At 30.3% G+C, this 14,444-nt stretch carries 12 protein-coding genes and 1 tRNA gene; 5 read left to right on the top strand and 8 right to left on the bottom strand.

Annotated elements, in window-relative coordinates; translation table 11 throughout:
- Positions 1–78: 78 nt before the first annotated feature.
- The 5 genes from trxA (at position 79) to H9I45_RS07900 (ending at position 4,533) form a co-directional block, all read left to right on the top strand.
- On the top strand, positions 79–396 hold the full coding sequence (gene trxA / locus H9I45_RS07920; RefSeq protein ID WP_088355373.1) for a thioredoxin: 318 nt from the start codon (positions 79–81) through the stop codon (positions 394–396).
- 98 nt (positions 397–494) lie between these two features.
- Entirely contained in the window at positions 495–890 is a 396-nt protein-coding gene (locus H9I45_RS07915) for a VOC family protein (protein WP_088355374.1), read from the top strand.
- 25 nt (positions 891–915) lie between these two features.
- Positions 916–3,474 (top strand): M1 family metallopeptidase, encoded by a 2,559-nt coding sequence (locus H9I45_RS07910; protein ID WP_088355375.1) that lies wholly within the window; start codon positions 916–918, stop codon positions 3,472–3,474.
- 2 nt (positions 3,475–3,476) lie between these two features.
- Positions 3,477–4,397 (top strand): DUF58 domain-containing protein, encoded by a 921-nt coding sequence (locus H9I45_RS07905; protein ID WP_088355376.1) that lies wholly within the window; start codon positions 3,477–3,479, stop codon positions 4,395–4,397.
- A gap of 62 nt (positions 4,398–4,459) precedes the next feature.
- Positions 4,460–4,533: transfer RNA gene (locus tag H9I45_RS07900), tRNA-Asp, on the top strand.
- 71 nt (positions 4,534–4,604) lie between these two features.
- Here H9I45_RS07900 and H9I45_RS07895 read toward each other — a convergent pair.
- The 8 genes from H9I45_RS07895 to H9I45_RS07860 all read right to left on the bottom strand — a co-directional run bounded on the left by H9I45_RS07895 (position 4,605) and on the right by H9I45_RS07860 (position 14,434).
- Positions 4,605–5,372: an NYN domain-containing protein gene (locus H9I45_RS07895; RefSeq protein WP_088355377.1), complete on the bottom strand. Its 768-nt coding sequence runs from the start codon at positions 5,370–5,372 to the stop codon at positions 4,605–4,607.
- A gap of 147 nt (positions 5,373–5,519) precedes the next feature.
- The gene (locus H9I45_RS07890; protein ID WP_088355378.1) at positions 5,520–7,166 is read right to left on the bottom strand and encodes a solute:sodium symporter family transporter; all 1,647 of its coding nucleotides are present in this window, start codon (positions 7,164–7,166) and stop codon (positions 5,520–5,522) included.
- Positions 7,167–7,289: 123 nt separating this feature from the next.
- On the bottom strand, positions 7,290–8,312 hold the full coding sequence (locus H9I45_RS07885) for a UDP-glucose--hexose-1-phosphate uridylyltransferase (protein ID WP_088355379.1): 1,023 nt from the start codon (positions 8,310–8,312) through the stop codon (positions 7,290–7,292).
- A gap of 19 nt (positions 8,313–8,331) precedes the next feature.
- A complete protein-coding gene (galK, locus tag H9I45_RS07880; protein WP_088355380.1) occupies positions 8,332–9,480 on the bottom strand; it encodes a galactokinase in 1,149 nt (382 codons plus the stop codon).
- Positions 9,481–9,492: 12 nt separating this feature from the next.
- A complete protein-coding gene (locus tag H9I45_RS07875) occupies positions 9,493–10,383 on the bottom strand; it encodes an aldose 1-epimerase (protein WP_088355381.1) in 891 nt (296 codons plus the stop codon).
- 2 nt (positions 10,384–10,385) lie between these two features.
- A complete protein-coding gene (locus tag H9I45_RS07870) occupies positions 10,386–11,381 on the bottom strand; it encodes a GntR family transcriptional regulator (protein ID WP_088355382.1) in 996 nt (331 codons plus the stop codon).
- Between the two features lie 239 nt (positions 11,382–11,620).
- Positions 11,621–12,583, bottom strand: coding sequence for a BT_3987 domain-containing protein (locus tag H9I45_RS07865; RefSeq protein ID WP_088355383.1), 963 nt, complete (start codon positions 12,581–12,583; stop codon positions 11,621–11,623).
- Positions 12,584–12,604: 21 nt separating this feature from the next.
- Complete coding sequence (locus tag H9I45_RS07860) at positions 12,605–14,434, bottom strand: RagB/SusD family nutrient uptake outer membrane protein (RefSeq protein ID WP_176397606.1); 1,830 nt, start codon at positions 14,432–14,434, stop codon at positions 12,605–12,607.
- Positions 14,435–14,444: the final 10 nt, after the last annotated feature.

Below are 14,444 nucleotides of genomic sequence, written 5' to 3'. Positions count from 1 at the left end.
TTTTTAGAAATATAGAACCTAAATAAATTGTTTACTTTTGTAATATAAAACTGAAATAAGAATTTAAAAATATAAAAAATGGCATTAGAAATAACAGACGCGAATTTTGAAGAAGTAGTATTAAAATCAGACAAGCCAGTATTGGTAGATTTCTGGGCAGCTTGGTGTGGACCATGTAGAATGGTTGGACCAATTGTAGATGAAATTCATGCAGAATACGAAGGTAAAGCTGTAGTTGGTAAAGTAGATGTAGATGCAAACCAAGAATTTGCAGCAAAATACGGAGTAAGAAACATACCAACTGTTTTAATCTTTAAAAACGGAGAAGTTGTAGATAAGCAAGTAGGTGTTGCTCCAAAAAACACATACACAGGAAAAATTGATGCTGCATTATAGTAACAATTAACATTTTATAATATTAAAAAGGTTTGGCTAACGCTAAACCTTTTTTTATTTTAGGTGTTTTGTATAACATAACTTTAAATTATTAATATATGAAGTATGCTTACACTATATTATATGTAGAAAGTGTGTTTGAGACACTTGAGTTTTATAAAAAAGTTTTTGGTTTTTCTGAAAAATTTATGACTCCAGAAAAAGATTATGGCGAGTTAATTTCAGGTGAAACTACCATTGCTTTTGCTTCATTTGAATTGGGGAATTCTAATTTTAAAAAAGGTTTTGTCAAAAGTTCAATTTCGAGAAAACCTTTTGGTATAGAATTAGCTTTTACTTCAGAAAATATAGAAATAGATTTTAAAAAAGCGATTTCTTTTGGAGCAAAAGAATTTGAACCTATAAGAGAAAAACCTTGGGGTCAAAAAGTGGGTTATGTAACAGATAATAATGGGTTTATTATTGAAATTTGTTCGCCAATTAAAGCTCAATAGAAATTATTTCAAAAATTCAATTTAAATGAAAAAAGCATTTTACTTTTTATCTATTTTATTTATTTTTTCTTGTACTTCTAAACAAGATGATATTATTCTCGACAAAGGAATTTCTTTAGAATTAGCACAATTAAGAAAACAACAAATTTCTGACGTTTTATATCATTTAGATTTTAAAATTCCAAAGGAAAAAACGAGCCCAATTTCTTCTAAATTACAGTTAGATTTAACTTTGAATAATCTTGAAAATGATTTAATTTTAGATTTTAATGAAGAAAAATCACATTTAAAATCATTAAAAGTAAATGGACAAATTTTAGAAATAAAACACGAAAAAGAGCATTTAATTATCGATAAAAAACATCTTGTAAAAGGAGCGAATTCAATCGAAATATTTTTTAATGCTGGAGAAATTTCTCTCAATAGAAACGAAGAGTTTTTATACACTTTATTAGTTCCAGATAGGGCAAGTACCTTGTTTCCTTGTTTCGATCAACCAGATATAAAAGCAAATTATAAATTAAGAATAACTGCGCCAAAAGATTGGAAAGTGTTGTGTGGAGCTTTTGAAGAAAGCGCATTAGAAATAGATGGTTTTACAGAACACACGTTTGCGAAAACCGATTTAATGAGCACGTATTTATTTTCTTTTGTCGCTGGAAAATTTACGGAAGAAATTAAAAATCCGGGTGCATTCGATATGCGTTTTTTATACAGAGAAAACAACCAAGAAAAAATTGATGAAAGTGTGGATGAAGTATACAAAATTCATCAAAATTCGTTGGGTTTTCTAAAGAGTTATACACAAGTAAAATTCCCGTTTCAAAAGATGGATTTTGCAGCAATTCCGCCCTTTCAATATGGTGGAATGGAACATGTTGGTGCGATTCAATACAGAGCTTCTTCTTTATTTTTAGATAAAAATGCGACTCAAAATAGAAAATTAAGCAGAGCAAAATTAATTGCACACGAAACTTCACACATGTGGTTTGGCGATTTGGTTACCATGAAATGGTTTAACGATGTTTGGATGAAAGAGGTTTTTGCCAATTTTATGGCAGATAAAATTATGAATCCTGTTTTTCCAGAGATAAATCACGATTTAAGTTTTATGATGTCTCATTACCCAAGTGCGTATTCAGAAGACAGAACAAAAGGTACAAATGCCATTCGCCAATATTTAGGAAACTTAAAAAATGCGGGTTCTTTATATGGGAGAATTATTTACAACAAAGCACCAATTATGATGCGTCAATTGGAGTTTTTATTGGGAGAAGAAGCTTTTCAACAAGGAATTCAAGAATATATAAAAACATACCAGAACTCAAATGCAGATTGGAACGAATTGGTTTCAATATTAGATAAAAAATCTGCTGGAGATATTAAAAATTGGAGTGATGTTTGGGTGAATTCAGCTGGAAGGCCTGTTTTTTATGAAGAAATCGAATTAAATGAAAAAGGAAACGTTACCAAGTTTGTTATTCATCAAAAAGCAGAAGATGGTTCAGATAAAATTTGGACGCAATCTTTTAGAATTCAATTGTTAGATGAAAGAGGATATTTAAAGAACATTAACATAAAGAATATGGGTAAATCTTTTGATATTACTTTAGCAACAAAAGATTTTAAACCAGGGCAAATTTTGTACAATACAAACGGATTTGGTTATGGTGTTTTTCCTATTTATAAAGATAAAATAGATTCTTATAAAAACATAAAAGATGAAGTTTCAAGAGGATATCAATATATAAATTTATACGAAAATATGTTGAATGGAGAAATCACTCCATTAGAAACCTACAATGTGTATTTAGAGGCAGTTCAGAAAGAAGAAAACGAACTAATTACTGGTTATTTATCAGGTAGAATTCAGCATATATTTTGGACGTTCTTAAATGAGGAAGAGCAAAATAATATTCAGAAGAATTCAGAAACTTCAATTTTTAATTTATTAGAAAGTGAGTTGCCTAAAAATATCAAAAGAACCCTTTTTGGGCTATATCAATCTATTGCTTTTTCAGAAGTTGGTGTAAACAATTTGTATACAATTTGGAAGAAAGATAAAAATATCAAAAACCTCTTTTTAAATGAAAACGATTACACTTCTTTGGCAATGAAATTAGCAATTTTCAAGCATCCAAAAGCCAATGAAATTTTAGAAGAACAGCAAACCCGAATTTCAAATCTAGACAGATTAGAGCGTTTTAAATGGTTGTTACCATCGCTTTCTAATGATGAAAATGTTAGAGATGCGTTTATGGAATCACTTTTACAAAAAGAAAACAGAGAAAAAGAATCTTGGGTGCAAAGTGCTTTGAACAACATACATCATCCTTTAAGACAAAAATCTTCTACAAAACATTTAAAATCTATTTTAGAAAAATTAGAAGAAGTACAATTAACTGGAGATATTTTCTTTCCTAAAGGTTGGTTGGCAAGTTCTATTGGAAATTATTCATCAAAAGAAGCATTTGAAATTTTAAGTAAATTTTTAGATGAAAATCCGAATTACAATCCTATTTTAGAGAAAAAATTACTGCAAACAACAGATAATCTTTCGAGAGCCCAAGAAATTAAAAAATAAGTATGGATTTATCAAACGTACAATCTTCGGAAATTAAAAATTTAGATATCCTTGCAAAACAAGTGGTGGAAGGTTTTATCACAGGAATGCATAAAAGTCCGTTTCATGGGTTTTCTGTAGAATTTTCCGAACATAAATTATACAATAAAGGCGAAAGCACACGACATATCGATTGGAAACTGTTTGCAAAAACAGAGAAACTCTACACTAAAAAATATGAGGAAGAAACGAACTTGCGTTGTCATATTATTATAGATAATTCAGCTTCAATGCATTATCCTGTTGTAAAAAAGCAAACAGTAGATTCTTTAAATAAGGTCGGTTTTTCTGCAGTTGCAGCAGCTGCATTAATGGAAATTTTCAAAAAACAAAGAGACTCAGTTGGTTTAAGTATTTATGCAGATTCTTATGAATATTATGCGCCAGAAAAGGGTAGTGAGCGCCATAGAAAGATGTTATTGCATCAATTAGAGCAATTATTGGTTTCAAAATCGAGTGCAACTACAGATACTTATAAATATTTACACGAAATTGCTGAAAAAATTCACAGACGCTCTTTAATTTTTGTTTTTACAGACATGTTTCAAACTTCTAAAGACGACGAAGCACTTTTTGAAGCCTTACGTCATTTAAAATATAACAAACACGAGGTGGTTTTATTTCACACTTTCGATGGAAAAACAGAATTAAACTTCAATTTTGACAATTCACCCAAAAAATTTGTCGATTTAGAAACTGGAGAAGAAATAAATGTCTACGCAGAGAATGTGCAAGAAAAATACAAAGAAATTGTAGAAAATTATTTTAAAGAATTGAAAAATAAATGTTTACAATATCAAATTGATTATGTTCCTGTAGATATTCATTCTGGATTTAATCAAATTCTCACAAAATATTTAATTAGTAGAAAAAAAATTAAATAAAAATCATTTTTTTGTTTGTAGATATTAAAATCTATTATATATTTGCCACCGCTAATAGCAACGGTCTGGTAGTTCAGCTGGTTAGAATACCTGCCTGTCACGCAGGGGGTCGCGGGTTCGAGTCCCGTCCAGACCGCAAAAAGCATCTCTTTATTGAGATGCTTTTTTTTGTTTATAATATTTCATTTTATTAAAAGTGAAATAATTTTAGTTACTACTTTTTTCCCTTTTAGATTTTACTTCTTTAATCTTTACATAAATAAGTTTTAATCTTCCTTTAGAAGTGTCTCTTTTTTCGATTTCAAAATTATTTATCGATTTAATTAAAGGCGTTAATTTTTGAAAACCATAATTTCTAGAATCGAAATTGGGTTGTTTCTTTTGGAGTAAACTACCAACATCACCTAAAAATGCCCAACCATCATCATCTGCAACATCTTCTATGGTAGATGCTATAAATTTAATTTCTTTTTGAGTTATTTTATCGTATTTGTTTTTAGTATTTTTTTCTATTTCTGTAGATTCTTCTTCATTTTCAGAGGCTTCTTGTTTTAAGATTTCAATATAAATAAACTTGTCGCAAGCAACAATAAAAGGATTTGGCGTTTTCTTTTCGCCCAAACCATACACTTTCATGCCTGCTTCTCGCAAACGAGTTGCCAAACGTGTAAAATCGCTATCACTAGAAACCAAGCAAAAACCATCTACTTTTTCTGAATATAAAATATCCATTGCATCTATAATCATTGCAGAATCTGTAGCGTTTTTACCAGTTGTATAACCATATTGTTGAATAGGAGTAATGGCATTTTCTAACAGCATGTTTTTCCATTTAGACAAGTGTGGTTTGGTCCAGTCTCCATAAATACGTTTAATGGTTGGATTGCCATATTTAGCAATTTCTTCCATCATTTCTTTTACGTAAGCAGATGGTATATTATCGCCATCTATTAATACTGCTAATTTTATATCCATAACTTCTGAGGTGTAATTTTATTAAATTTAAAGGTAGTTATTCCTTAAATAAAATCGTTGCAATTTATTCAATAATGAATTCAAAAAATAAGTCCCAATAAAATAAATTTATCAGGACATCTATATTTTAGAATAATAATATCCTATTTAAGCAAAGTAAACATAAACCCCAACCACAATTAAGCAAATAGCTATACCAGCATGTTTTGTGTATTTCCAAGGCGTAATATCTACTTGTTTTGTATATTCTTGAATAAAAGGTTCTTTTCTTGGATATAATTTTCCGATTATCAACATAATAATTACGTTTAGAATGAATAAAATAGCCATAACATCTAAAAAGTGAGGATATGCTTGTGCTTCAATAATAGCTAGTTCTGTTGCATCTGTAATTCCTTTTATGTTTGCTTCTTCCATTGCAGCATCTACAAAATAAGGTTGCATAAAAAATTGACTCATTACATACAATAAACATCCAGAAACTAAACCAATTTTAGCGGCTATTGCTGGAACATATTTTGTTAAGTAACCAACAATAATAATCGTTAAAATAGGGATACTATATATTCCGTTAATTTCTTGTAAATAATCAAATAAGCTTCCTGCATTTGCTATTAATGGAGCAATAAACATCGCTGCAATTGCTAATATAACTCCAAATGTTTTACCATATTTTACTACTGTTTTTTCGTCTGCCTCTTTGTTGATGTGCTGTTTGTAAATATCTATACCAAATAAAGTTACAGAACTGTTTAAAACACTATTAAAAGAACTTAAAATTGCACCAAATAAAACAGCAGCAAAGAAACCAACCCAAGCTTGTGGCAATACTTTTCTAACCAATTCTGGATATGCACTGTCTGCAGATTCTAAATTCCCTTGAAATAAGTGAAAAGCAATTAAACCTGGCAAAACAACAATTATTGGCCCCAATATTTTTATAAATGAAGCTAATAATAAACCTTTTTGCCCTTCTTTTAAATCTTTTGCTCCTAAAGCTCTTTGTATAATCTGTTGGTTGGTTCCCCAATAAAATAATTGAACTAGCATCATTCCTGTAAAAATCGTATAAAAAGGAACAGGATCTGCTTCTCCTCCCATAGATTTAAATTTATCTGGATTTTCTGTTGTTAAGATGGATAAACCATCTAACAAACTTCCATCTCCAATCATCATCAATCCAAAAATAGGAATTAAAATACCTCCAATTAATAAACCAATTGCGTTAATAGAATCTGAAACTGCAACTGCTTTTAATCCTCCAAAAACAGCATAAATAGAACCTATAATTCCAATTCCCCAAACACAAATCCAAATAGATTCTTTTTGAGTAACACCTAATAATTCAGGAACATCGAACATTCCGCTAATGGCTAAAGAACCAGAATATAAAATTACAGGAAGCAGAACAACTACATAACCTGTTAGAAATAATCCAGAGGTAAGTGTTTTTGTGGTAACATCGAATCTTTTCGCCAAGAACCCAGGAACTGTTGTTAAACCGCCTTTTAAGTATCTTGGTAATAAAAACATGGCTGTTACTACCATTGCAATTGCTGCTAATGTCTCCCAAACCATTACAGATAATCCACTTTCGTAAGCAGCTCCATTTAAGCCAACGATTTGTTCTGTAGATAGATTAGTTAATAATAAAGAACCAGCTATAACTCCAGCTGTTAAACTTCGTCCTCCTAAAAAATATCCATCTGAAGAATCTTCCTTTGTGCTTCTTGTTTTTAAATAAGCGATAATTGCCACTAAAGCCGTAAATCCTATAAAGGTTAGAAATTGCATAATTTGGTTTTTAGTTGTAAGTTGATTTTAAATGTGTCTAAATATACATCAGAATTTTTAGAAGATGTAATTGTTAATTTTTTTTAGGACTTTTATTTTTGAATTCCTCTTGAAAGGTAATCTTTAAACTAATTCTTTTAATCTAGCTGCAGCAATTTCTGCAGTAATATCTCTTTGTGGCGATCCAAACATCTCATAACCCACCATAAATTTCTTTACAGTTGCGCTTCTTAACAAAGGTGGATAAAAACTCATATGCCAATGCCAATGTTTATTTTCTTCTCCATCTGTGGGTGCTTGATGTATTCCAGAAGAATATGGGAAAGAAGTGTTGAACAACTTGTCATACGCTTTTGTAATAACAGAAATTGCTTCTGCGAAATTTAAAGCTTCGTTTTCGGTCATTTCTGTGATGTTTTTTTGCGCTTTTTTAGGAGCAATCATCACTTCAAAAGGCCAAATTGCCCAAAAAGGAGTCAACACTAAAAAATCGTCATTTTCAAAAATAATTCTTTCTTTAGATGTTTGTTCTTGTTGTAAATAATCTCCTAAAAGACTACTTTTTTTCTCTTTATAATAGGCTAATTGTTGCTGATTTTTTTTATCAACTTCATTAGGTAACGAAGTCTGACTCCAGATTTGTCCATGAGGATGAGGATTGCTACAACCCATTACTGCTCCTTTGTTTTCAAAAATTTGAACATAATTTATGCCTTCAATTTCACCAATAGAAACATATTCTTTTTGCCAAGTATTTACCACCTTTTTAATGTCAGCAACTTCCATGTCTGCCAAACTCTTTGAATGATCTGGGCTAAAACAAATTACTTTACAAATTCCATTTTCGCTTTTTGCTTGCAATAAACCATCATTCACATTAAATTTTGGCGAATCTTTTTGAAGCGCAGCAAAATCGTTGGTAAAAATAAAAACGTCTTTATAATCGGGATTTACTTCCCCGTTAATTCTTGTGTTTGTTGCACATAAATAGCAACTTTCGTCATAAGAAGGTCTTTTTTCAGTAGAAATTTCTTCATTTTGTCCTTGCCAAGGTCTTTTTGCTCTGTGAGGAGAAACCAAAACCCATTCTCCAGTTAAAATATTAAATCTTTTATGCGAGTAATCTTGCAAATTTGTATTGTTCATACGATTGTTTGTTAGTTGATTATTTTACCAAATGTGTACCATTAGAAAGTTCTATAAAATACACAGAACAGTCTTTGTCGAACTTATTTTTATATGCTTTAGATGCAGTTTTTGCAAAGTTTTTTGCTTCATCTTTTTTAATTAAGTTAATGGTACAACCACCAAAACCACCACCCATCATTCTTGCGCCTAAAACGTCTTTGTTTTTTTTAGCTTGGTTTACCAAAAAATCCAGCTCATCGCAACTTACTTTATATTGGTGTTGCAAACCATTATGAGAACCATAAATTAAAGCACCTAAAGTTTCCAAATCATTTTCTTCAATTGCTTTTGCAGCTTTTTGTGTTCTTTCAATTTCTTGAATTACATACAATGCTTTTTGGTAATTTTCTGGCGTAACTTTATCAATAATTTTTTCTAAATCTTTTTCAGAAGCTTCTCTTAAAGTTTCTACATTTAATAATTCTGCAATGCTTTCGCAGGCAGAACGTCTATCGTTATATGCACTGTCAGACAAGCTATGCTTTACATTTGTGTTGATTAACATTAATTGATGCTCTTTAAAATCGATTTTATAAGGTTTCGATTTTATCGTTCTGCAATCTAATAGTAAAGCATTATCTTTAATACCAAACATACTTGCATATTGGTCCATAATTCCACATTTTACCCCCACATAATTGTGTTCTGCTTTTTGTGAAATTAAAATCATTTCTGTTTTTGATAACCCTAAATCGAACAATTCGTTTAAACCAAAAACCACACTGTTTTCTAAAGCAGCAGAAGAAGACATGCCTGCTCCTCCAGGAATATTTCCTTTAAAAATGATATTAAAATCGCCAATAATTTTATTTCTATTTTGAATTTCTGCAACTACACCAAAAACGTAATTTTCCCAATTTCCCTCTTTGGAGGTTTTTAATTTGTCTAATTCAAATTCTATTGTGCTCTCTAAATCCATTGCAATTGCAGTACAAGACCCAGTATCGCTTTTTTGAATTGCGGCTGCAATTCCTTTATCTACAGCTGCAGGAAATACAAAACCGCCATTATAATCTGTATGTTCTCCAATAATATTTATTCTTCCTGGTGAAAATACCAATAAAGGATTCGCAGAAAATGTTTTCTTGAATTCGTCTTTTACTTCTTTAATTAATTGGTTACTCATATTAATTCGGTTTTATAAAAATTTTACAGTCCAAGTTAAAGCATAGCTTTTTTTAGCTTCTAATTCTTGCAAACCTATTTTGTTGTTAAAACTATTAGAAATCCCTGTCATAGATTCAATAGCAATAATTGGTTTATCTTTAGGAGTGTATAATTGTAAAAAGTTTTCTTTAGATGTTGATGATAATTCTAATTGATATTTAGGCGTAGAAAACTTTATAACATCATTTTCAAGAACAAATCCATCGTCTAAATGTTTGTTCTCCAATTCAAATTTTGAAGCTGTTTTATGGTCTACTATTTCTTTTGTAATTAAATTTTTATCGAAAATTACTTTTTTATCACTTTTAAAATTGAGGAAACTGTTTTTAAAATCGTCGCAATTAAAATAAGGATGCCAGCCTAAAACAAATGGAAATGATGTTGAGTCATCGTTTTTTACAGATATTTTTAGTTGTAATTCTTCTTCTAAAAGCGTGTAGGTTGCATAAAGCGAATATTTAAAAGGAAAGCTTTTACAGTCATTTTTTTCTGAATAATATATAGTAACAGAAGCACTATTAGAAGTAATTTCTTTTTCTAAAATTTTAAAATCTTTGTTAAAAACCAAACCATGTAAGGCGTTTTTACTTTTAGGTTCGTTGCTTTTAAATTGATATTCTTTGTTTTTGTAAGTATATTTTCCTTCTTCGATTCTATTGGCAAATGGAAATAAAATCGCAGAGGAATAACAGTCTTTATAATGGAAATTTGGTTGATCTTCAATAATAGAAATCCCTTTAAATTTTAAGTTTTGTAATCTTCCACCTTCATTTAGAGAAATACGAGCATGCGAATTGTTTCTGGTGTTATTTAGTTCTACTAAGTTGAAACTACTTTCGTTTTTTTCTTTAATAGTAAACATATTTATAAAGATTTTCTTAAAATTAAGGCACTCGGATTTTCAATTTTCGTGTGCTCGTTATTTAAAATCATTTGCGCCAATTTTTCTCCCATTAAATTAAAATCGGTAGATATGGTTGTAATTCCATCTGCAACAACTTCCTTTAAAATAGTATCATTAAAAGAAATTAAACCAATATCTTTAGATAATTGTAAGTTGTTTTCTTTTATCTTTTTAATGATTCGAATCAGGTTTTTATCATCTAAAATTAAATAGACTTCTCCTTTTTTGGGAGTGCTGTTTTCTAAAGAAGAAATTACTTCCGAATTAAAATTGTTTGCGTCACAAAATAGTTGAAAACCATTTAAAATTCCTTTAGGTTGTTTCACTTTTGGGAATAATAAAATCAGTTTTTTGTAATTTTTTAGTTTTGATAAAGCACTGGAAAGTCCGTTGAAAATATCTTTTTCGAAATTTTGAAAAATTACTGGATAGTCTAATAGCTCAGGATGTTTTTGATCTAAAATATAAACGTTCTCTTTCGGTAAATTATCAACTGCAACATTTACATTTTTTAGATTTGCAGGCATTATTACATAAGAACTGTAATTGCCATTATTGTCGTTTATCAATTTGTTAAAAACATCTTCGTTAAAATGATGAAAAAAAATATCTACTTGACAATTATCGCCCAAACAATCTAAAAATGAGTTGTATAAATCTTCTTTAAAAGAATTTAATTCATCGAAAAGTAGAAAGATTTTCTTTTTTACAAGTACATCTTCACTACTTACAAAATAGCCTTTTCCAACCACAGAATGAATGATTCCTCTCGTTTTAAGTTCGTTAAAAGCGTTTAAAACAGTGTCTCTGGATAATTTATGTTGGTCTTTTACAACATTTAAAGAAGGTAGCTTGTCTCCTTTTTTTAGTTTTCCACTAACAATTGCACGCTCAATTGAGTTTACAATTTGCTTGTATTTTGGAACACCAGATTTTTTTAGAGAAACTATTTTCATGTTGCAAAGATATCAATATTTTATTATAAAACAACTAGTAGGTACTGGTATGTTTTATTTGTAATAATTATTCAATATATTTCAAATTAATTTAAACAGATATCATGAAAATTTTTTTTATAGTAACAGAATTAAAACTGTTACTTTCTAAAACTATAGTAAATAAAAAAATCTGTGGAATTATTTTCCACAGATTTTTCTATATTAAAATAAGTATAAATTATAAGATTCTTCTCTTTTTAGAACGCAAAGACTTTAAATTCTGATAAGAAGCTTACTGTTTGCCTTCCTTCTGTCATAACCATTCTAATCTTATCTAAAGTTTGCCCTGTTATAACGTATTCTTGAAAATCAATGTTTGCTGGATTAAAATCTAATTCTTCTGTTAGTTTTATCCAATCTCCACCATTTGTACCTTCTAAATAAAATTTAGTAGGCCCAGAGTTATTATTTTGACGTGGAGCTATTTGTACTTTTGTAACAAATATCTTTTTTGTCATATCAAAACTTACAGTATGAGGGTAGCCTGGAGTTGTAGGACTGTATTCTGAGTGCCAAATCGTATTTAGATCACCATCTAAAAGTGCACTAGCTAAACCTGTATTTTCCCAACCATTGTCTTGAGATGAAGACGCAGTTGCTATCCAACCATTTGTATTTGCAACTCTTTCTCTTGGTGCATTTGCTAAAAAAATAATATTTTTAGTTGAAGGGTTTACATTGTAACCTGAAGATTCTACAATTGTCAATGGCAAAGCAAAATCGGAAGAGCTATCAAATTTATTAGGGAAATAAGTAAGTTTAGTTACTCCAGAAGATTGTTTTCCTGCTGGAATTGTAAAAGATAAATCTCCTATTTCATATGCATCTGATGGGAAAATTAAATAAGGATCTCTACCACTTGCAACTCTTATTTGATTTAAACTATCTAAAGCAGTTTGGTTTATTTCTAGTTTAACAGAAATATCACTAGCAGGAAGTCCTACACCTCCAAAACCAATACCAAAGTTAGTTTCTCTTTGGTCTGCATAAGGAAAAATTTCTAAATCTACAGCTCCATTTACAGCTTTTGCAATAAATATTTGAGCATTCTCTTTTGAATCTGTTAATTGTTCATAAGCTGGTGTTTCATCTTCACAAGAAATTGAAAGAGAAACCATTATTACAATTAAAAATGATTTGTATATATTATTTGTTTTCATAATTATAACTTTAATTAAATATTAATATCCTGGAAACTGAACTAATTCTAAATTTCTATCAGCTTCATTCTGACCGTAAGGTAAAAAATAGTATTTACGTTGCCAAGATGCTCTTTCGAATGCTTTAGATCTAACATGAAATTCTGGGCTTGATAATGTATTTCCAGCGTCCATTGTCATTCCAAAGTAGTCTCCTCCTTGTTTATAACCTTCTTCTTCTGCAACCATCCATCTTCTTACATCAGAAAATCTGTGAGCACCTTCGTAACAAAGTTCTATTCTTCTTTCCAATCTTATTTCTTCTCTCATTTGAGATTGACTTAACCCACTTGCTATATTTGGTAAACCTGCTCTATTTCTAACTCTGTTTAAATAATTAGTAATATCTGGATTTCCAGGACTAGATTCGTTAAGTGCTTCTGCATAATTTAAGTATAATTCTGCAACTCTTATAAGCATTGCTGGTCTGCTTACAGCTACATAAGGGTTTACACTAAATGTTGGATGTACGTTTTTTCTAGCAGAAAAACCGGTTTTAGGCCAATCTCTTGGAGCTCCGGCTTTTCCAGAATTTCCTGTGTTGTAGAATTCTACTGCAGTTTCTCCCGGTTTTGGATTTCCAGGCATAACAGCTCCATTAAAGTTAACGTTAGCATAAAATCTTGCTTCCCTATTTGCAAACATAGAGTTTGTTCCAGCAACATAATATGGTGTTGCAGTTGCTTCATAATTTACTTCTGTATAATTTGGATCATCTTCAATTTTTAAGCCACTTGCTGTTCTAAAATCATCAACTAATTTTTGAACAACAGCAATTCCATTATATGCAGTTCCTGCAATTCCTCTTGGTGAAGCATGAATTTCGTAAGTTCCGGTTACTGCAGAAGATGGTCTTACCCAAACTCCTTCTGTTTGCCATCCATCCCAATACATGTTTCTTACTGAGTTGTATGCAGTTTCAAAAGCACTACTTCCATTAGCAGTATATAATCCTTTTCCATTAGCTTCAGCAATATCAATAGCTCTCTTGGCAGCAGTTGCTGCTGTTGCCCATCTACCAGCGTCGTAATTACTATTTAATAATTGAGTTCCATCTAAGTTAGTAAAATCTGTCATAGTTGTATTACCATTATACAATGGGCTTGCATGATAAAGTAATATTTGAGATTCTACAGCTTCAACAATCATTTTATTGATACGTCCAATTTGTGAAGCATCTACAGTAGTGGTACCAGTTTGAAAATAGTCTGTAGGTAAATCTGCCTTTGCTAATTCTAATTGAGTTAGTACAAATTCTACAGACTCATCCCAAGTACTTCTAGGAATTTGTAATTCGTCTGTTGGACTTGCTGGTTCTAAAGGTACAATTACAACAGGCCCTACTTGACGCATCATATACCAATAATAATATGCTCTTAAAAATGTTGCTTCTCCTCTGTATTGTGCAATAATTTTATCTCCATTTTGTAAAGATTGTAATTCTTGATTGCCTTCTATGTTTTGTAAAAATATAGAACATAAACGAATAGATTCATATAACTGTTGAAAGTTAGATGGGGAAGAAGCAGGATTTAATGCTCCACTATTAATGACAGGTAAGTTCCATTGACTTGAATCTAATTCGTCTGTCATAAACGAATATTGAAAACCATATGGCATGTTAAAGAAATCTGGAATACGTGTAAATAAACCTGCCCACCATCTTTCTGTTTGGTTTCTGTTTTGAAATATTGCGTCTGTATTAAGATTGTTTTCTGGCTGTGCTTCTAAATAATCACTATCACAACTTTGAAAAACAAATAGTAATGATAATAAAAGAAAAACAGTTTGTTTATAATTTGAAATTTTCATAATATTTTTT

Source organism: Polaribacter haliotis (assembly GCF_014784055.1).
In the GTDB taxonomy this organism is placed as follows: Bacteria; Bacteroidota; Bacteroidia; order Flavobacteriales; family Flavobacteriaceae; genus Polaribacter; species Polaribacter haliotis.
The sequence above is the reverse complement of the archived record's forward strand: the minus strand, read 5'-3'. Positions and strand labels throughout refer to the sequence as shown.

Coding starts and splice junctions, on each gene's coding strand:
- H9I45_RS07910 (WP_088355375.1), top strand. CDS start 916: ATGAAAAAAGCATTTTACTTTTTATCTATTTTATTTATTTTTTCTTGT.
- H9I45_RS07885 (WP_088355379.1), bottom strand. CDS start 8,312: ATGAACAATACAAATTTGCAAGATTACTCGCATAAAAGATTTAATATT.
- H9I45_RS07860 (WP_176397606.1), bottom strand. CDS start 14,434: ATGAAAATTTCAAATTATAAACAAACTGTTTTTCTTTTATTATCATTA.
- H9I45_RS07865 (WP_088355383.1), bottom strand. CDS start 12,583: ATGAAAACAAATAATATATACAAATCATTTTTAATTGTAATAATGGTT.
- H9I45_RS07890 (WP_088355378.1), bottom strand. CDS start 7,166: ATGCAATTTCTAACCTTTATAGGATTTACGGCTTTAGTGGCAATTATC.
- H9I45_RS07905 (WP_088355376.1), top strand. CDS start 3,477: ATGGATTTATCAAACGTACAATCTTCGGAAATTAAAAATTTAGATATC.
- H9I45_RS07875 (WP_088355381.1), bottom strand. CDS start 10,383: ATGTTTACTATTAAAGAAAAAAACGAAAGTAGTTTCAACTTAGTAGAA.
- H9I45_RS07895 (WP_088355377.1), bottom strand. CDS start 5,372: ATGGATATAAAATTAGCAGTATTAATAGATGGCGATAATATACCATCT.
- H9I45_RS07915 (WP_088355374.1), top strand. CDS start 495: ATGAAGTATGCTTACACTATATTATATGTAGAAAGTGTGTTTGAGACA.
- galK (WP_088355380.1), bottom strand. CDS start 9,480: ATGAGTAACCAATTAATTAAAGAAGTAAAAGACGAATTCAAGAAAACA.
- trxA (WP_088355373.1), top strand. CDS start 79: ATGGCATTAGAAATAACAGACGCGAATTTTGAAGAAGTAGTATTAAAA.
- H9I45_RS07870 (WP_088355382.1), bottom strand. CDS start 11,381: ATGAAAATAGTTTCTCTAAAAAAATCTGGTGTTCCAAAATACAAGCAA.